Origin of the sequence: Komagataeibacter rhaeticus (assembly GCF_011611525.1) — a bacterium.
GTDB classification, from domain to species: Bacteria; Pseudomonadota; Alphaproteobacteria; order Acetobacterales; family Acetobacteraceae; genus Komagataeibacter; species Komagataeibacter rhaeticus.
In genome coordinates, this window is the sequence record NZ_CP050139.1 from 1,559,392 (window position 1) to 1,577,248 (window position 17,857).

14 protein-coding genes are annotated in these 17,857 nt (G+C 64.6%); 12 read left to right on the forward strand and 2 right to left on the reverse strand.

Annotated elements, in window-relative coordinates; all coding sequences use genetic code 11:
* Positions 1–57 precede the first annotated feature (57 nt).
* Complete coding sequence (locus tag GWK63_RS07005) at positions 58–1,458, reverse strand: aminotransferase-like domain-containing protein (protein WP_039998769.1); 1,401 nt, start codon at positions 1,456–1,458, stop codon at positions 58–60.
* 141 nt (positions 1,459–1,599) lie between these two features.
* Here GWK63_RS07005 and GWK63_RS07010 point away from each other — a divergent pair, with 141 nt between their 5' ends.
* The 6 genes from GWK63_RS07010 (at position 1,600) to GWK63_RS07035 (ending at position 8,561) form a co-directional block, all read left to right on the forward strand.
* The gene (locus tag GWK63_RS07010; protein WP_039998849.1) at positions 1,600–2,949 is read left to right on the forward strand and encodes an aspartate aminotransferase family protein; all 1,350 of its coding nucleotides are present in this window, start codon (positions 1,600–1,602) and stop codon (positions 2,947–2,949) included.
* A 46-nt stretch (positions 2,950–2,995) separates the two neighbouring features.
* Positions 2,996–3,409, forward strand: a complete 414-nt coding sequence (locus GWK63_RS07015) for a tautomerase family protein (RefSeq protein WP_039998770.1) — start codon at positions 2,996–2,998, stop codon at positions 3,407–3,409.
* A gap of 216 nt (positions 3,410–3,625) precedes the next feature.
* Positions 3,626–4,978, forward strand: coding sequence for an NAD(P)-dependent oxidoreductase (locus GWK63_RS07020; protein WP_039998771.1), 1,353 nt, complete (start codon positions 3,626–3,628; stop codon positions 4,976–4,978).
* Positions 4,979–4,989: 11 nt separating this feature from the next.
* On the forward strand, positions 4,990–6,264 hold the full coding sequence (preA, locus tag GWK63_RS07025; RefSeq protein ID WP_007398335.1) for an NAD-dependent dihydropyrimidine dehydrogenase subunit PreA: 1,275 nt from the start codon (positions 4,990–4,992) through the stop codon (positions 6,262–6,264).
* Between the two features lie 41 nt (positions 6,265–6,305).
* On the forward strand, positions 6,306–7,577 hold the full coding sequence (locus GWK63_RS07030; protein WP_039998772.1) for a M20 family metallo-hydrolase: 1,272 nt from the start codon (positions 6,306–6,308) through the stop codon (positions 7,575–7,577).
* Positions 7,578–7,814: 237 nt separating this feature from the next.
* A complete protein-coding gene (locus GWK63_RS07035; RefSeq protein WP_039998773.1) occupies positions 7,815–8,561 on the forward strand; it encodes a DUF72 domain-containing protein in 747 nt (248 codons plus the stop codon).
* Positions 8,562–8,578: 17 nt separating this feature from the next.
* Here the strand turns inward: GWK63_RS07035 and GWK63_RS07040 are convergent, their stop codons facing one another.
* The gene (locus GWK63_RS07040; protein WP_007398338.1) at positions 8,579–9,814 is read right to left on the reverse strand and encodes a NupC/NupG family nucleoside CNT transporter; all 1,236 of its coding nucleotides are present in this window, start codon (positions 9,812–9,814) and stop codon (positions 8,579–8,581) included.
* A gap of 191 nt (positions 9,815–10,005) precedes the next feature.
* Between GWK63_RS07040 and GWK63_RS07045 the strand changes: the two genes are divergently transcribed.
* The 6 genes from GWK63_RS07045 (at position 10,006) to GWK63_RS07070 (ending at position 17,853) form a co-directional block, all read left to right on the forward strand.
* Positions 10,006–10,623 carry a GrpB family protein gene (locus GWK63_RS07045; protein WP_007398339.1) on the forward strand — a complete coding sequence of 206 codons (618 nt, stop codon included), beginning with the start codon at positions 10,006–10,008 and terminating at the stop codon, positions 10,621–10,623.
* 131 nt (positions 10,624–10,754) lie between these two features.
* Positions 10,755–11,291, forward strand: a complete 537-nt coding sequence (locus GWK63_RS07050) for a TetR/AcrR family transcriptional regulator (RefSeq protein WP_039998850.1) — start codon at positions 10,755–10,757, stop codon at positions 11,289–11,291.
* Positions 11,292–11,365: 74 nt separating this feature from the next.
* Entirely contained in the window at positions 11,366–13,459 is a 2,094-nt protein-coding gene (gene shc / locus GWK63_RS07055; protein ID WP_007398341.1) for a squalene--hopene cyclase, read from the forward strand.
* Between the two features lie 138 nt (positions 13,460–13,597).
* Positions 13,598–15,235, forward strand: a complete 1,638-nt coding sequence (locus tag GWK63_RS07060; protein ID WP_007398342.1) for an MFS transporter — start codon at positions 13,598–13,600, stop codon at positions 15,233–15,235.
* Positions 15,236–15,251: 16 nt separating this feature from the next.
* Positions 15,252–16,328, forward strand: coding sequence for an HlyD family secretion protein (locus tag GWK63_RS07065; RefSeq protein WP_039998775.1), 1,077 nt, complete (start codon positions 15,252–15,254; stop codon positions 16,326–16,328).
* Positions 16,315–17,853, forward strand: coding sequence for an efflux transporter outer membrane subunit (locus GWK63_RS07070; protein ID WP_007398344.1), 1,539 nt, complete (start codon positions 16,315–16,317; stop codon positions 17,851–17,853). Before GWK63_RS07065 ends, GWK63_RS07070 begins: the two co-directional genes overlap by 14 nt.
* Positions 17,854–17,857 lie beyond the last annotated feature (4 nt).

Below are 17,857 nucleotides of genomic sequence, written 5' to 3' on the forward strand. Positions count from 1 at the left end.
GGGACGGGAATGATACATTATGTGAAGAACTTCCCCCTTTGGGGGGTGGAGGTCAATCTATTCCCTGCCGTGGGCAATGCTTTTCACGAATGTGAACAGGCGCTCGTCCTCGCAGTGCGCGACATTGAAGCGGAACCATTGCGAGGGTTGGCCGCCGGGGCGGAACAGGTGCCCCGGTGCCAGCATGATGTCGTGCTGGCAGGCCCGTTCCGCCAGGGCGCGGACATCCCTGTCCTGCCCGAACCGCGCCCAGGCGAACATGCCGCCCGAAGGCTGGAAATGGACCGTCATGCCCGCCTGTTCCAGCCGGGCGCAGACGCGCGCCTGCACACGGGTCAGGTGTTCGCGCAGATGGGCCAGATGGGGGCGGTACAGCCCGCTGCTGACAATGGTGTGGACGATTTCCTCGTTCAGCGGCGCGGTGGTCAGGTTGCTGGCCATTTTCTGGCGCAGGATGCGCTGGGCGGTATCCGCCGCGCACGCCACGTAGCCCACGCGCAGGCCGGGGCCGATCGTTTTCGAAAAACTGCCGATATGGACAACCCGCTCCAGCCCGCCCAGCTGTGACAGGGTCTGCTGCCCTTCGGGTGCCAGGTCGAGGAAGATGTCATCCTCGATGATCGTCAGGTCATGGCGCGCGGCAAGATCCAGTACCGCGCGCATGTTCCGCGTGGTGCTGCAACTGCCCGTCGGGTTGTGCAGGATGGAAGTGGTGATGAACAGGCGCGGCTGGTGCTGGCGGATCATGCGCGCCAGCGCATCGGGGCAGGGGCCATCGGGCAGGCGCGGGATGCTGGCGGTACGCAGCCCCAGTGACTGGAGCGCGGGATAGAGATTGCAGTAGCCCGGATCTTCCACCAGCACCGTATCGCCGCGCGTGGACAGGCAGCGTACCGCCAGTTCCAGCGCCTGGCTTGCGCCGTGGGTCATGATGATGCCGCCGTCCTCGCAGTACACGTCGCGGCGGGCCAGCATCTGGCGTATGTTGTGGCGCAGTCCGGCGTGGCCGTAGGGATTGCCGTATTCCAGCGCGCAGGCCAGCCGGGCCGCCGTCAGCCCCCCCAGTGCGCTACGGGCGGCGGATGTGAACAGCAGGTCCGTGGGCAGCCAGCCACAGCCGGCCTTGATCACGGGGGCCTCGTCCTCATAGGCGTACTGCAGCAGCCACATCGAATCGATGGAACGCTGGATCAGCGGGGCCGCGCGCGGTGGCGTGCAGACAAAATAGCCGCGCGTGCCCCGGCTTTCCACCAGCCCCGCCGCCGCAAGCCGCAGATAGGTGTTGGCAATGGTCAGGGTGCTGACCCCGCAGTCGCGCGCCATGCGGCGGATGGAGGGCAGCCGCTCGCCCCGGCGCAGTACGCCGCTGCGGATGCGGTGTGCCAGGTCCGCGCCGATCTGGCCAACCAGCGGGGTGGATCTGTCACGGTCCGGGCGGGGCACGGCCTGGGCTGTCATGGTGGGGGTCCGATCAGTACAGTTTCGGGCAAAGCGGTGTGCTTGTACATATACAGGGAACCCGGTGCGAAATACGATGCACAAATGAATCGTCCCGGCATGGGCGCCGGGGGCGTATTTCATCCAGCACAGGATTGCATGATGGTTCAGGATTCAGAAAAGTCCGCCCTCCTCCGCAACGAGCGGGAAGGGGTTTACTGGCAGCCGTTCACCGCCAACCGCATGCTGCGCGCCAACATGGAACCGCGCACCATGGTCAGCGCCAAGGGGGCGTATTACACCAGCAGCGAAGGCGTGAAGCTGTTCGATACCCTGTCGGGCCTGTGGTGCACGCCGCTGGGCCACGCCCATCCGCGCATTGTCGAAGCCGTGCGCAAACAGGCGGAAACGCTGGACTTCGCGCCGTCGTTCCAGCTGACGCATCCCGGCGCCATCTCGCTGGCCGAGCGGATTGCCGACCTTGCGCCCGCGGGGATGAACCACGTGTTCTTCGCCAATTCCGGTTCGGAAGCGGTTGATACCGCGCTCAAGGTGGCGCTGGGCTATCATCGCATCAAGGGGGAGGGAAACCGCTTCCGCATGATCGGGCGCGAGCGTGGTTACCATGGCGTGGGCTTTGGCGGCATGTCGGTGGGTGGCATCGTGTCCAACCGCAAGATGTTCGCATCGGGCATGATGAACGGCGTGGACCACCTGCGCCACACGTACGAGCCGGCCCACATGGCTTTCACCCGTGGCCAGCCCACATGGGGCACCCACCGCGCGGAAGACCTGGTGCGGCTGGTCACGCTGCATGATGCCTCCACCATCGCCGCCGTGATCGTGGAGCCGGTTCAGGGTTCGACCGGTGTGATCGTGCCGCCCGTGGGCTACCTGCAGCGCCTGCGCGAGATCTGCACCGCCAACGGCATCCTGCTGATCTTTGATGAGGTCATTACCGGCTTTGGCCGCATGGGCGAGAACTTCGGCGCGCAGCGCTTTGGCGTGACACCGGACATCATCACCTTCGCCAAGGCGGTGACCAACGGCATCGTGCCCATGGGTGGCGTGATCGTGACCGACGAGATCTACAACACCTTCATGACCGGGCCGGAAAGCGCGATCGAGTTCTGTCACGGCTACACCTATTCCGGCCACCCCATGGCGGCGGCGGTGGGCCATGTGGTGCTGGACGTGATGCGTGAGGAAGGGCTGGTCGCCCGCGTGCGGGCACTCGAGCCGGTGCTGGAAGAGGCGATGCACGGCCTGAAGGACCTGGACGTGATTGCCGACATCCGCAACATCGGGCTGACGGCCGCCTTTGACATGAAACCCGCCGAAGGCAAGCCCGGCGCGCGCGGCCTGGCGCTGTTCGAGGCGGGGCTGCGCCACGGCCTGCTGCTGCGCTGCACGGGTGATACGGTGTCCTTCGGGCCTCCGTTCATTTCCACCGAACAGCAACTGCGCGACATGGCGGCCACGTTGCGCAAGCTGATTACCGAAGTATGCTGAACCGGTGCCACCGGGCAGGACACCATAACAGAACAGGACTGAAATCATGCCGTTAATGCATTTCCATGTGGTCAAGGGCGCCCGTACCCCCGAAGAACTGCGCAGCTTCCTTGACGCCGCCCACGACGCGATGGTCGAGGCGTTCAAGGTACCCGTGCGCGACCGCTACCAGCTTGTGTCGGAGCGTGAGCCCAGCCACATGATCGTGGAAGACACGGGGCTGGATATTCCGCGTACCTCCAAGGTCGTGCTGCTGCAGGTCTTCTCCCGCCCGCGTGGCAAGGAACAGATCGCCGCGTTCTACAAGCTGCTGGCCGAGACCCTGCAGGCCCGCACCGGGCTTGCGCCGTCCGACCTCATGGTGTCCGTTGTCGAGAACAATGACGAGCACTGGAGCTTCGGCCACGGCCGCGCGCAGTTCCTGACGGGTGAACTGCCCCTGCCGGGTGCCAAGGCCTGATCCGGCCGTTTTCCGGATTCCTGTTGCAGGAATCCGGAACTTCCCTGATTGATGAATAAATTGCGACGGGTTTGTCGTTTCTTATTCGAAATATGATTATATCGCGTGGCAGGATGGCATCCCGATCAAGAAACCTGATCATATGGTCAGAAAAATATTGCGATCGGTTACCGATGCCCCCTATGATCACTCCATCAGAAAGTTGTTGGAGCTGTCATGCCGCAGGGTCCCGATATAGCGCCCGGTCGTCTTACCGATGCCGAGCTTGCGCTTAATTTTTCCGATGCTCACCCGCCGCTCACACATGCCCAGGCCGTGGTTGAAGCTGATCGCTGTTTCTACTGCTACGATGCGCCATGCATCGAGGCCTGCCCCACGGGCATCGACATCCCGCGTTTCATCCGCGCCATAGCGACGGACAACATGGCGGGTTCGGCCAGGGTCATCCTTGAATCCAACATCCTGGGCGGTTCCTGCGCCCGTGTCTGCCCCACCGAGATCCTGTGTGAGCAGAAATGCGTGCACAATACGCGTGAGGAAGGCCAGCCCATCCGTATCGGCATGCTCCAGCGCCATGCCACCGACTGGCAGATGGAGCATGGTGGCCAGCCCTTCACGCGCGCGCCGTCCACCGGCAAGCGCGTTGCCATCGTGGGTGCGGGGCCGGCCGGCCTTGCCTGCGCGCACCGTCTGGCCATGCACGGCCATGACGTGATGATCTTCGACCGCCATGCCCTTGCCGGCGGCCTGAACGAATACGGTGTTGCCGCCTACAAGCTGGCGGACGACTTTGCCCAGCGCGAGGTTGATTTCCTGCTGGCCATCGGCGGTATTTCCTTTGCCGGGAGCGAAGTGCTGGGCCGCGACATGACGGTGGCCGGCCTGCGGCGCGAATATGATGCCGTGTTCCTGGCCGTGGGCCTTGCGGGCGTGCGTTCGCTGGGGATCGAGGGCGAGGACCTTGATGGCGTGATGGACGCCGTCGACTTCATCGAGGGGCTGCGCTCGACCAGCAAGCAGACCGTGCCGGTCGGTCGCCGCGTGGTGGTGATCGGTGGCGGCAACACGGCGGTGGATGCCGCGGTCCAGGCCCGCAGGCTGGGGGCGGACGAAGTGACACTCGTCTACCGTCGCGGGGCGGAAAACATGTCCGCCACGCCAGTGGAGCGCGAATGGGCACAGACCAACGGCGTTACGGTCAGGCTGTGGGCATCGCCCGTGCGGCTGGTGGCGCGTGACGGCGCGCTGGCGGGCATCGAGTTCGCCCGTGGCGCCAAGGGGGCCGATGGCCGCGCCACGTATGATGCGCAGGACACCTTCATCCAGGAGGCGGACATGGTGCTCAAGGCCGTGGGCCAGACCTTCCTGCCCGATCCGCTCAATGGCGAGAGCATTGCCATTGCCGGTGGCCGGATCGTGGTGGACGAAAACGGTGAGACCACAATGCCGGGCGTTTATGCCGGGGGTGACTGTACCCCGGGCGAGGATCTGACCGTGGCGGCCGTGCGGGACGGGCGCAACGCGGCGGAAGCAATTCACGCGGCCTTCACGGCCGCGGTGGCGAAGTAAGGAAACCGGACATGGCTGATCTACGCACGAATTTTGTTGGTATCCGCTCGCCCAACCCGTTCTGGCTTGCCTCGGCACCGCCCACGGACAAGGAATACAACATCCGCCGCGCGTTCGAGGCGGGCTGGGGTGGCGTGGTCTGGAAAACGCTGGGTGAAGACCCGCCGGTGGTCAATGTCAGCTCCCGCTACGGTTCGCTGGACTATAACGGCACCCGCATGATCGGGCTGAACAACATCGAGCTGATTTCCGACCGCCCGCTGGCCACGAACATTGCCGAAATCAAGTCCGTCAAGCGTGACTATCCCGACCGCGCGGTCGTGGTCAGCCTGATGGTGCCCTGCGTGGAGGAAAGCTGGAAGGCGATCCTGCCCATCGTGGAGGAAACGGGTGCCGATGGCATCGAGCTGAACTTCGGCTGCCCGCATGGCATGTCCGAGCGCAACATGGGCGCCGCCGTGGGCCAGGTGCCCGAATATGTGGAAATGGTCACGCGCTGGTGCAAGCAGAACACCCGCATGCCCGTCATCGTCAAGCTGACGCCCAACATCACCAACATCCTGATGCCTGCGCGCGCGGCGCTGCGGGGCGGGGCGGATGCGGTCTCGCTCATCAATACCATCCAGTCGGTCATCGGGGTGGACCTGGACCTGATGGCCCCGATGCCCACGGTGGACGGCAAGGGCACGCATGGTGGCTATTGCGGCCCGGCGGTCAAGCCCATCGCGCTGCGCATGATTGGCGACATTGCCCGTGACCCCGAACTGGCACGCCTGCCCATTTCCGGTATCGGCGGCATCGGTTCGTGGCGGGACGCGGCGGAATTCCTGGCCATGGGTGCGAGCACGCTGCAGGTCTGCACGGCGGCGATGCATTACGGCTTCCGCATCGTCGAGGACATGGCCGATGGCCTGTCCGCATGGATGGACCAGAAGGGCTACGCCACCATTGATGACGTGACCGGGCGCGCGATCGAACGTTTCGTGCCGTGGAACCAGTTGAACATGAAGTTCAACACCATCGCCAAGATTGATCAGGATGCCTGTATCAAATGCGGCCTGTGTCACATTGCATGCGAGGATACCTCCCACCAGGCGATTGCAAAGACCCGGGTGGACGGTGAGCGGCATTACGAGGTGATTGATGCGGAATGCGTGGGCTGTAACCTGTGCGCGCATGTCTGCCCTGTCAGTGACTGCATAACCATGCAGCCCCAGCCGGTTGATGGTGTGCTGACATGGCCCGAGCACCCGAACAACCCCGCCCGCGTGGCAGTGGAGTCGTAACGGACCCCGCAAGGATGGTGGCCCAGCATGGAAGGAAGCTTATGACACAGCAAAACACCGCCCCACATGGCAGCAATATCGGCATTGATGGCCAGGCCCTGTGGGCGGACCTGATGGAAACCGCCAGATTCGGGGGCACGCCCAAGGGCGGCGTGCGCCGCCTGACGCTTACGGCGGAAGACAGGCAGGTGCGTGACTGGTTCGCGCGCACCTGTGAGGCGCTTGGCTGCACGGTCACGTTCGATTCCATGGGCAACCAGTTTGCCCGCCGCCCGGGGCTGGACAACAGCCTGCCGCCCATCACCATCGGCAGCCACCTGGATACGCAGCCCACGGGCGGCAAGTATGACGGTATCCTTGGGGTTCTGGGCGGCCTGTCGGTGCTGCGCGCGCTGGAGCGGTCGGGTTATGTGACCCGTCACCCGATCGAGGTGATCAACTGGACGAACGAGGAGGGTTCCCGCTTTACACCCCCCATGATGTGTTCGGGCGTGTTCACCGGTGTGTTTACCGAACAGGAAGTGCTGGACAAGCGCGACCGCGCGGGCAAGCGTTTTGGTGATGAACTGGAAGCCATCGGCTATCGCGGCAGCGAGCCATGCGGCCAGCATCCGGTCACCGCCTATTTCGAACTGCATATCGAGCAGGGGCCGATCCTGGAGGCCGAAGGCAAGACCATCGGCATCGTGACCGGCGTGCAGGGTGCCCGGTGGTATGAGGTTACGGTAAAGGGCAAGGATGCCCATGCCGGCTCCACCCCCATGCCCATGCGCCATGACGCGCTTCTGGCTTCCGCGCGGATGATCGAGGCCGTGAGCCAGGTGGCCTGTGCGCACGCACCCACCGCCGTCGGCACCGTGGGGCTGATCGAGAACCGCCCCAACAGCAACAACGTGGTGCCGGGGGAAGTGTTCTTCACCATCGACATGCGTGACCCCGATGACGCGGTCGTGCGCCAGATGGAGGAGGAACTGTACAGCCAGCTGCCCGAGATAGCCCGGCGCAGCAATGTGGAGATGGAAATCGTACGGATCTGGGATGCCCCTGCCGTGCATTTCGATCCCGAATGCATCGGCATGGTCGAGGCCGCGGCAACGGAAAGCGGGTACGGCGCCCGGCGCATCGTATCCGGGCCGGGGCATGATGCCGCCTACATGGCGCGCGTGACCCCCACGACCATGATCTTCGTGCCCTGCGCGGATGGCCTGAGCCATAATGAGGCCGAAAGCATTACCGAACAGGATGCGGCGGCTGGCGCGGGTGTGCTGCTCAAGGCCATTCTCAAGGCGGACGCCGCGTTCAACGCGGGCTGACGGCACGCAGGCCAGCGGGCCGCCCGTAACGGCGGCGCTGGCGTGCGTAAGATGAATGGCAGGCCGGCACGCAGCCTGTCCAGGGACGTGCCGGGTGAAGCTCTGTTCAGGACGCTTCGGCGGGTGTCGCCTTTTTGAAAAAAAGGTGACACCCGGAGATTTTTACTTTTTTATCAAACATCTGTTGGCAGATAGTCCATAAGGCTGCACGTTACCGGGGCAGGGGAGGAAGTGCCCATGTCCATTCGCGTCGGTGTTGCAGGCTGGTCGATCCCATCGGCGCTGTCCGGGCTGTTCCCTGCTTCTGGCACGCATCTTGAACGCTATGGCGCCCGTTTTGCGGCGGTCGAGATCAATAGCAGTTTCTATCGCCCGCACCGGCGCACGACCTACGAACGCTGGGCCGCAAGCGTGCCCCCTGCATTCCGCTTTGCTGTAAAGCTGCCCAGAACCATCACGCATGAGCATCGCCTGATCAACTGCCATGCCCTTATGGAACGTTTTGTGGAAGAAACGGATGGGCTGGGCGCACGGCGTGGTCCCATCCTTGTCCAGCTTCCCCCCGGTTTCGCCTATCCCGGTGAGTGCGCCGAACGTTTTCTCAGTGACCTGAAAGCCATGGTTGCGGGTGCTGTCGTGCTGGAGCCAAGGCATGCAAGCTGGTTCCTGCCCCAGGTTGATCTCATGCTGAAACGGCAGCAGGTCCCACGCGTGGCGGCGGACCCGCCCCGGGTCCCGCCTGCCGCACGGCCCGGTGGCTGGGAAGGGCTGGCCTATTTCCGCCTGCACGGCAGCCCGCGCATCTACCAGTCACCTTATGGAAAAGAGGCCATTGCAGCCCAGGCGGCCGTCGTTACGGCTCTGACCCGGCGCGGTAGCGATGTCTGGACAATCTACGACAACACCACCTGTGGTGCCGCCACGCAGAACGCCTTGGACCTTATGGGCATTCTGGCCGAAGGCAAAACCCCGCCACCAGCCTGAGCCGGTTCCGGGCAGGGCTACGGCAGGATGATCCCCGCGATCGCCGCACTCATCAGATTGGACAGCATTCCCCCCAGCACGGCGCGCGCGCTTTTGCGGGCGACTTCTTCCCGCCGTTCGGGGCACTGGCTGCCAAAGGCGGCAACCAGCAGCCCGAGCGAACTGAGATTGGCGAAACCACACAGCGCCAGCGAGGCGATTGCCGCTGCCCGCTGCGACAGGCGCCCGGCCTGAATGTCGGGTCCCAGATGCAGGTAGGCGACAAATTCGTTCAGCACCACCTTCAGTCCCAGCACCGAGCCCACCGTGCTGCATTCCGCGCCGGGTACCCCCAGCAGCCACGCCACGGGGGAGAAGATGAATCCCATCAGATATTCCAGCGACAGTCCCGGCAGCCCGATATACCCCCCCATGGCCTGCAGCATGCCGTTGACCAGCGCGATCAGCCCGATACAGGCCACCAGCATGGCGGCCACCGCCATGGCGGTGTGGGCGCCCTTCAGCGCGCCTTCCATCACGGCTTCAAAAAAGGCGCGGTGATAGGCGCGGCCCGCCGCGCCGACCGGGCTGACCGGCGCACCCGGCGGCCGGGGTTCCAGCAGCTTGCCAAACAGCAGCCCGCCGGGAATGGCCATGAACGATGCCGCGACAAGATATTCTGCCGGAACCCCCAGCCCGAAATACCCGATGAGCGTAGCCCCGGATATGGACGCCGTGCCGCTGCACAGGGTGCTGAACAGTTCCGTCGTGCTCATGGTGGCAAGATAGGGGCCAAGGGCTACCGGCAGTTCGCTCTGGCCAACAAAGATGGTGATGATCGCGCCAAAGGATTCAACGGGCGACGTGCCCAGCAGCCACTGTACCCCCCGCCCCAGCACGCGGGCAAAGGTCTGCATGATTCCGAAATGGTAGAGAATGGCGATCAGGGCGCTGACATAGACCAGCGAGGGCAGGACCTGAAAGGCGAAGATGTAGGACCCATCGGGAAAGATTTCGTGCATGCGCGGCCCGACCAGCGCCCCGAACAAAAAGCGCGCGCCCTCGCCACCATAGGACAGCACGCCGGTCACCACGCCCGCAATCGCCTTGAGCAGCGCCTGACCCGCGGGCACGCGCAGCACCAGCACCCCGATGGCGGCCTGCAGCAGCAGGCACGATACGATGATGCGCGCATTGATACGCTTGCGATCCGTGGAAAAGATGATACCGATACAGATCAGCAACAATACGCCAAAATAGCCACGGATATGCATGTGGAACCCTTCAGGCTGCGGGCGGGAAATGATGTTTTCTGACCAGATGGTTAGGTTATCGTAACAGCATCGCCTGCGCCGTCAAGCAGCAGCCCGCCAGCCCGTGGCGCAGGCGGTATCCCGTCTGTCCACCGGCGCGACAGGGCTGGCGCGCGTCATCCAGACCCCAGAAATACCCCCGAGGCCCCCCGATGAACCATGACCCGCAGCTCTGCACCGATCCATGCCAGATCATGACCTTCGCATCAGGTGACCCGGGGGAGAATCCGTGGGTCAGGGGCAAGCCACCACAGGAAGCCATCACGATACAGCCATGGTCCCCACAATGGGCGGAGCAGTTTGCCACGGCCCGTGACGCGATCCGGACAGCACTGGGGGACAGGGCGCTGGCGGTTGCGCATGTGGGGTCCACGGCGGTGCCGATGCTGGCGGCCAAGCCCGTCATTGATATTGACTGTATCGTGGCCGACCCGGAGCGCGAAGACACCTATATTCCGCAGCTTGCCGCGCTGGGTTACTGGCTGAGCGTGCGCGAGCGCGGATGGTACGGCCACCGGATGCTGCGCCATGACATGCCGCGCCTCAACCTGCATGTCTTTGGCCCCGCATGCCCCGAGCATGCCCGACACATCCTGTTCCGCGACTGGCTGCGCACCCACCCCGATGACCGGGAACGCTATGCGCGCGTCAAGGAGCGTGCGCGGCAGGGTGTGGCCACGGTGCAGGAGTACAACCGCAACAAGCAGGATGTGATCCATGCCATCTACCAGCGGATATTCGCTGACCGGGGCTGGACCGGCGCGGCCTGAGCCGTGGCCTTGCGGTGCATGGCCCGCGCGGTACCCCGGGGCGCGGGGTGTATCGGGTAAAATACGGGTTGCGTCCGCCCGTGGCGATGGTTTAATTCCATCCGGACGGAATGAAACTGCCGGGGGAACACATGGCGCGTCCCAGAACCATAGACCGTGAAAGCGTGCTGGACAGCGCCGAAAAGCTTGTGCAGCGCCAGGGGGCGGCCGCCCTTACGCTGGATGCCGTGGCACGGGCGGCGGGCATTACCAAGGGCGGGCTGCAATACTGCTTTGGCAGCAAGGATGACCTGATCACCGCCCTGATCGACCGCTGGATTGCGGGATTCGACGCGCAGGTGGCCCGCCATGCCGGCCCCAACCCCACGCCGGGCGCGCGGGCGGCGGCCTATGTCATGGCATGCAGCCAGTCCGATGCCACGACCCACGCGCGGATGGTCGGCATGCTGGTCACGCTGCTCCAGTCGCCCCGGCACCTGCAACGGGTGCGGGACTGGTATGCAGGCTGGTTTCATGACTGCATGCCTGATTCGGAAGCGGGACGCCGGGCCGGCACCGCGATTTTCGCGGCCGAAGGGGCGTTTTTCCTGCGCTGCCTCGGCTTTGTTGAAATGGACGGGGCACAATGGCAAAACGTCTTCGCCAATTTCCTGAAGCTGGCTTCGTGAAAAACCGGATGCCCTGACCACCGCAGACACGTTCTTTCAGACCCATCATGACATTTCTCACAGGTACGGAAAAAATGAACAAGGAAAGTCGTCCTTTCCCTCCCGGCACCACAGGCCCCGTTTCCGGCAAGGCGCCACAGGCCACGGACGGGTCCTTCCGCGCGCTTGACAACAGTCTCAGCCATGCGCTTTCCGCCGCCTGTGACTGGCTGATCGGCCAGCAGAAACCCGATGGCCACTGGGTGGGGCCGGTTGCGTCCAATGCCTCGATGGAGGCCGAATGGTGCCTCGCCCTGTGGTTCCTTGGCCTTGATGACCATCCGCTGCGTCCGCGCCTGGGTCATGCGCTGCTGGAAATGCAGCGCGAGGACGGGTCGTGGGGCATCTATTACGGTGCGGGCAATGGCGACATCAACGCCACGGTCGAATCCTATGCCGCCCTGCGCTCGCTGGGATATGCCGCGGATGAACCGGCACTGGCCAAAGCCGCTACATGGATTGCCAGCAAGGGGGGGCTGCGCAACATCCGCGTGTTCACCCGCTACTGGCTGGCGCTGATCGGGGAATGGCCATGGGAGAAGACGCCCAACCTGCCGCCGGAAGTCATCTGGTTTCCCAACAAATTCGTCTTTTCCATCTATAATTTCGCACAGTGGGCGCGGGCGACGCTGGTGCCGCTGGCCATCCTGTCCGCCCGCAGGCCGGCCCGCCCCCTGCGCCCGCAGGACCGGCTGGACGCGCTGTTTCCCGGCGGGCGCGCGAATTTTGACTATGAACTGCCCCGCAAGGAGGGGCGTGACCTGTGGGCCAGCTTCTTCCGCACCACCGACCGTGGCCTGCACTGGCTCCAGTCGCGCGTCATGAAGAAAAGCAGCCTGCGCGAGGCCGCGATCCGGCACATGCTGGAATGGATCATCCGCCATCAGGATGCCGATGGTGGCTGGGGCGGCATCCAGCCACCATGGGTGTATGGCCTGATGGCGCTGCATGGCGAGGATTACCAGTTCCACCACCCGGTCATGGCCAAGGGGCTTGCGGCGCTGGATGATCCCGGCTGGCGGCATGACCGGGGGCAGGCCAGCTGGATTCAGGCCACCAACAGCCCGGTATGGGACACCATGCTTGCCCTTATGGCGCTGCATGACGCGGATGGGGAGACACGTTTCACCCCCGAGATGGACAGGGCGCTGGGCTGGCTGCTGGACCGGCAGGTGCGGGTGAAGGGCGACTGGTCCATCAAGCTGCCGGATGTGGAGCCGGGCGGCTGGGCCTTTGAATACGCCAATGACCGCTATCCCGACACGGATGACACGGCGGTGGCGCTGATCGCCCTCTCATCATGCCGCAACCGTCCCGAATGGCAGGCGCGCGGGGTGGAGCCCGCCATTAAGCGCGGGGTGAACTGGCTTGTCGCCATGCAGAGCGAAAGCGGCGGCTGGGGCGCGTTTGACAAGGACAACAACCGCTCGCTGCTGGCCAAGATTCCGTTCTGTGACTTTGGTGAGGCCCTTGACCCGCCTTCCGTTGACGTAACGGCGCATGTGCTGGAAGCCTTTGGCGTGCTGGGCCTGCCGCGTGACATGCCTGCAATCCGGCGTGGCCTGGCCTATATCCGTGCCGAACAGGCGGCGGATGGCCCATGGTTCGGCCGCTGGGGGGTCAATTACCTGTATGGCACGGGTGCCGTGCTGCCTGCCCTTGCCGCCATAGGCGAGGACATGACCCAGCCCTACATCACCAGGGCCTGTGACTGGCTGGTGGGCTGCCAGCAGGCGGATGGCGGCTGGGGTGAAAGCTGTGCGTCCTACATGGAAATTGCCGCCATCGGCCATGGGCCGACCACGCCCTCACAGACCGCCTGGGCGCTTATGGGGCTGATTGCCGCCAACCGCCCGCAGGACCATGCGGCCATCGCGCGCGGCTGCCGTTACCTGATCGACCTGCAGCAGCCTGACGGGCGGTGGGATGAAAAGGAGTTCACCGGCACCGGCTTCCCCGGTTATGGCGTGGGCCAGACCATCCGGCTGGATGACCCGGCGCTGTCACAGCGGTTGCAGCAGGGGGCGGAGCTGTCACGCGCGTTCATGCTGCGTTATGACCTGTACCGCCAGTTCTTTCCCATCATGGCGCTCAGCCGTGCCGCGCGCGTGCTGAAGGCCGCGGGCTGATCCGGCCCCTGCGCCCCGGGGCTTTCCGCCGGGGCGCAGGGCACGCGGCCCCATAAGGTTTTCATTCCGAAAATCGAAATCGTCGCCTGTCACAAATGGGGGTTGTCGGGTCTGGCCGCATCGGGATCAAGTGCGGGCATGAACACCCTCGCTCCTGCCCCGGCTTCCGGCGGGCCTGTCATCCATGCCGCGCCGCCACGGCCGTCCTACATCCCGCCTTTTGGCATACGGACGGTCATCGGCTGCCTTGGCATGCTGCTGGCCGTCCATGTGGCGGGATTCAACGAACACGTAACCGAAATCGGCCTGTCCGACATTCGTGGCGCGATGCATATCGGCCACGATGAAGGCACGTGGGTCATTGCGATATACGAGGCGTTCAACATTGCCGCCATGGCGTTCACGCCGTGGTTCTACATGACGTTCTCGATCTACCGCTTCTCCATTTTCATGACGGCGATGCTGGCGCTCCTGTCCATCCCCGCGCCGTTCATGCCCGATGTGACATCGCTGTGCATCCTGCGCGCCTTCCAGGGGCTGGCGGGGGGCTGCCTGCCGCCGGTGCTCATGACCGTCATGCTCAAATACCTGCCGCCCCAGATCCGCGTGTTCGGCATTGGCGGCTATGCCATGAGCGCCACCTTCGGCCCCAACCTTGGCCTGCCGCTGGAAGCCTTCTGGTTCGAGCATGTCGGCTGGCACTGGCTGTACTGGGAGATCATTCCCACGGCCGCCGCCGCCATTGCCATGATGGCCTATGGCCTGCCGCGCGACCCGATGCATTTTGAGCGCTTCGAGAAGTTCAACTGGCTGGGCATCCTTGTGGGCCTGCCCGCCATCTGCTCGCTCGTCATCGTGCTGTATCAGGGGGACCGGCTGGACTGGTTCCGCTCCCCGGTCATTACCGACCTTGCCTTCTGGGGGGGGGCGGCGTTCATCGTGTTCGTCATTAACGAGGCGTATCACCCCAGCCCGTATTTCCGCATCCAGTACTGGCGCTCGCGCAATATCCAGGCGTCCCTGCTTTCGCTGGTGGGGATACTTGCCATCTGCGCGATGATGGGAGACATCCCGGCCACCTATCTTGCGGGCGTGCGGGGTTACCGGCCGATACAGACGGCCCCGGTCTCGCTGGTGGTGGCACTGCCGCAGCTGATCATGCTGCCGCTCATTGCCGCCATCTGCAACAGCCGCCGGGTGGACTGCCGCTTCGTGCTGGCAGGCGGCATGCTGTGCCTTGCCGCCGCCGCGTGGCTGGGCACGTGGCTGACGGTGGACTGGGTGCGCGATAATTTCTACCTGATCCAGATATTGCAGGTCTTTGGCCAGCCGATGACCGTCATCCCCACGCTCATGCTGGCCACCATGGCCATGGGACCGGCCGACGGGCCGTTCATCTCGGGTATGGTGAACATGCTCAAGGGGCTGGCCAATGCGGTGGCGTTTGCCCTGTTCGGCGCGCTGACGCGGCGGCGCGAGCAGTATCACTCCACCATGCTGCTGGACCATCATGGCACCCACCAGCTTGCGCTCCAGGGCATGGGCGACCCGATTGGCCGGCAGCTTGCCCCCACATCACCCGACAGCGCGCATGTGGCCCGCAACGCGCTGCAGGTATTCCACACCTATGTGCATGAACAGGCGCTGGTACTGGCGCTGGATGACATCTATTACATCCTGATCTGGGTGTGCCTGTTCTATGCCGTCATGAACCTTGTCCTGCCGCGCCGTGTCTATCCGCCACAGGCGCCTTCACCCGCTGCTCCAGCCCGTTAACCCGGAATTACCGATCATGATTTACAGGAAACCGCTGCTTTACGCAGGCTGCACCGCTGCCGTGCTGGCCCTTGTCGCCTGGGGGGGCGCGCGTGCGGTCAATGGCGATGGCATCAACCAGTACACCAACGATGCTTATGTCACGGCCGACTTCCCCACCGTCGCCCCCAAGGTCTCGGGCCGTATAGACCGTGTGATCGCGCAGGATAACGAACAGGTCCATGCGGGTGAGGAACTGGCCCATATCGAGGATGACGACTACCGTGCCGCCCTGGACGTGGCGCGCGGCAACCGGCAGGCGGCGCAGGGTGACGTGAGCAACCTTGAGGCCGAACTGGCCCGGCAGGATGCGGTGATTGCGGGTGCCCGCGCCGCCGTGCAGTCCGATGAGGCCGACCTGGCCTTTGCCCGCCTCAATGCCGCGCGGTACCGTAACCTGTCATCGGGCGGGGCGGGCACGATCGAGCAGAAGCAGCATTCCGAGGCACAGGAAAAGGAAGCCCAGGCCGCCATCGCGCGCGACAGCGCGGGCGTGGAGGCCGCCATAAGGCAGGTGGACGTGATCAGGGGCCAGCTTGAACGTGCCCGTGGCCTGCTGCTGCGTGCGCAGGGGGATGAGAGGCAGGCGGGACTGAACCTGTCCTACTGCACCATTCCCGCCCCCATGGATGGCGTGGTGGGCGAGCGTGGCGTGCGCGTGGGCAACTACGTGCATGCGGGCACCGGCATCCTGGCGGTCGTGCCCACGCATGAAGCCTATGTGCTGGCCAATTTTCAGGAAACCCAGCTGACAAAGGTGCAGACCGGGCAGGCCGCCACCATATGGGTCGATACCTTTCCCGGCCATCCGCTCAAGGCGCATGTGGACTCACTGGCGCCCGCCACCGGTGTTGCGTTCGCCCCCATCCAGCCCGACAACGCCACCGGCAACTTTACCAAGGTGGTGCAGCGCATCCCGGTCAAGCTGACATTCGACCCCGGCCAGCCACTGGCCGACCGCGTGCGTGTTGGCATGTCGGTGGAAGTGAACATTGATACCGCATCAAAACCCGAGGGTCCGCATGCCAATGATGCCCGTTATGTCTGGCAGTAACGCGGTGCGGCGCCTGTTCGCGGGGGGGCTGTCGGCACTGGCGCTGGCAGGCTGCACGGTCGGCCCCACCTATCACAAGCCGCAGGTCAGCGCACCCGCCGCATGGCGTGAAACCCAGCCCCCGGCGGAAAGCACGCCCGGCACGGCCTCGGCCGACCCGCAATGGTGGAAACTGTTCAACGACCCGCTGCTGACCCGGCTGGAAAACGAGGTGGCGGCGTCCAACCTGGACCTGAAGGCCGCCAGCCTGCGGCTTATGCAGAGCCAGGCGGAACGGCGGATCGCCAGCGCGGCCCAGTTCCCGCATGCGGAGGCCAATGCATCCTACGGGCGTGAACGTGCCAGCACCAACGGCGTGCTGGGGCTGCTGGGCACGATGGAACGCGAAGGCACCGGCTCCATCGCATCGGGCACGCAGGGCTTTGGCCCCACCGCGCTGCCCGGCAGCGTGGGCAACCCGTCGTTCAACCTGCCGCAATACGGGATGAATGCCTCATGGGAAGTGGACCTGTGGGGCCATGTCCGCCGGCAGGTGGAAGCGGCGACGGCGGCGATGCATGCGACCGAGGAAATGCGGCGTGACATCCTGGTCTCGCTCATGGCGGAAACCGCGCAGGATTATATCGACCTGCGGGCCACCCAGACCCAGATCGGCATTCTTGAACATAATATTGCCATTGCCACCAACAGCGTCCGCCTGACCACCCTGCGCCTGCAGCAGGGGGCGGCCACACGGCTGGATGTGGCGGAGGCTACGGGCCAGCTTCACACCTTTACCGCCCGTCTTGCGCCGCTGAAGGCACAGGCCACGCATCTGCTCAATGCGCTGAGCTTCCTTGTGGCGCGCGAACCCGGCGCGCTGGATGCCGGGCTTGGGCCGGTTGCGCCCATCCCGGTGGTGCCCGCCACCATTCCCGTCGGCCTGCCATCGGAACTGGCCGAACGCCGCCCCGATATCCGCATGGCGGCGGACCGGCTGCATGCCGCCACCGCCAGTATTGGTGTCGCGATTGCCGATTTCTTTCCCCGCATCACGCTGTCGGGCAGCCTGGACGTGCAGGCGCTGCAGTTCAGCGGGCTGGGGTCATGGGCGTCGCGCCAGTACGGTTTTGGCCCCACGGCAACACTGCCCATTTTTGAGGGCGGCCGCCTGACCGGGCAGCTGCACCTGCGGCGCGCGCAGCAGAAGGAGGCGGCGACGATGTTCCAGCGCACCGTGCTCAAGGCGTGGCAGGAAATCGATGATGCCATGGCCGACTTCACGGCAGCCCAGAAGCGGCGTGACGAGCTGACCGAAGCCGTGCACGAAAACGAAATTGCGGTGGAAACGGCCAAGGCGCAGTATGTGCAGGGATCGTCCGACTTCCTGAACGTGCTGACATTGCAGAACGCGCTCCTGTCCTCCCAGAGCGCGCAGGCGGATGCCGAAGCGCATGTGGCGGACGCGGTCACGCGGCTTTACCGTGCGGTTGGCGGTGGCTGGCAGGATCTCTACCCGGAGAAGAAGGCAAAAAAACATGGCTGAGGCA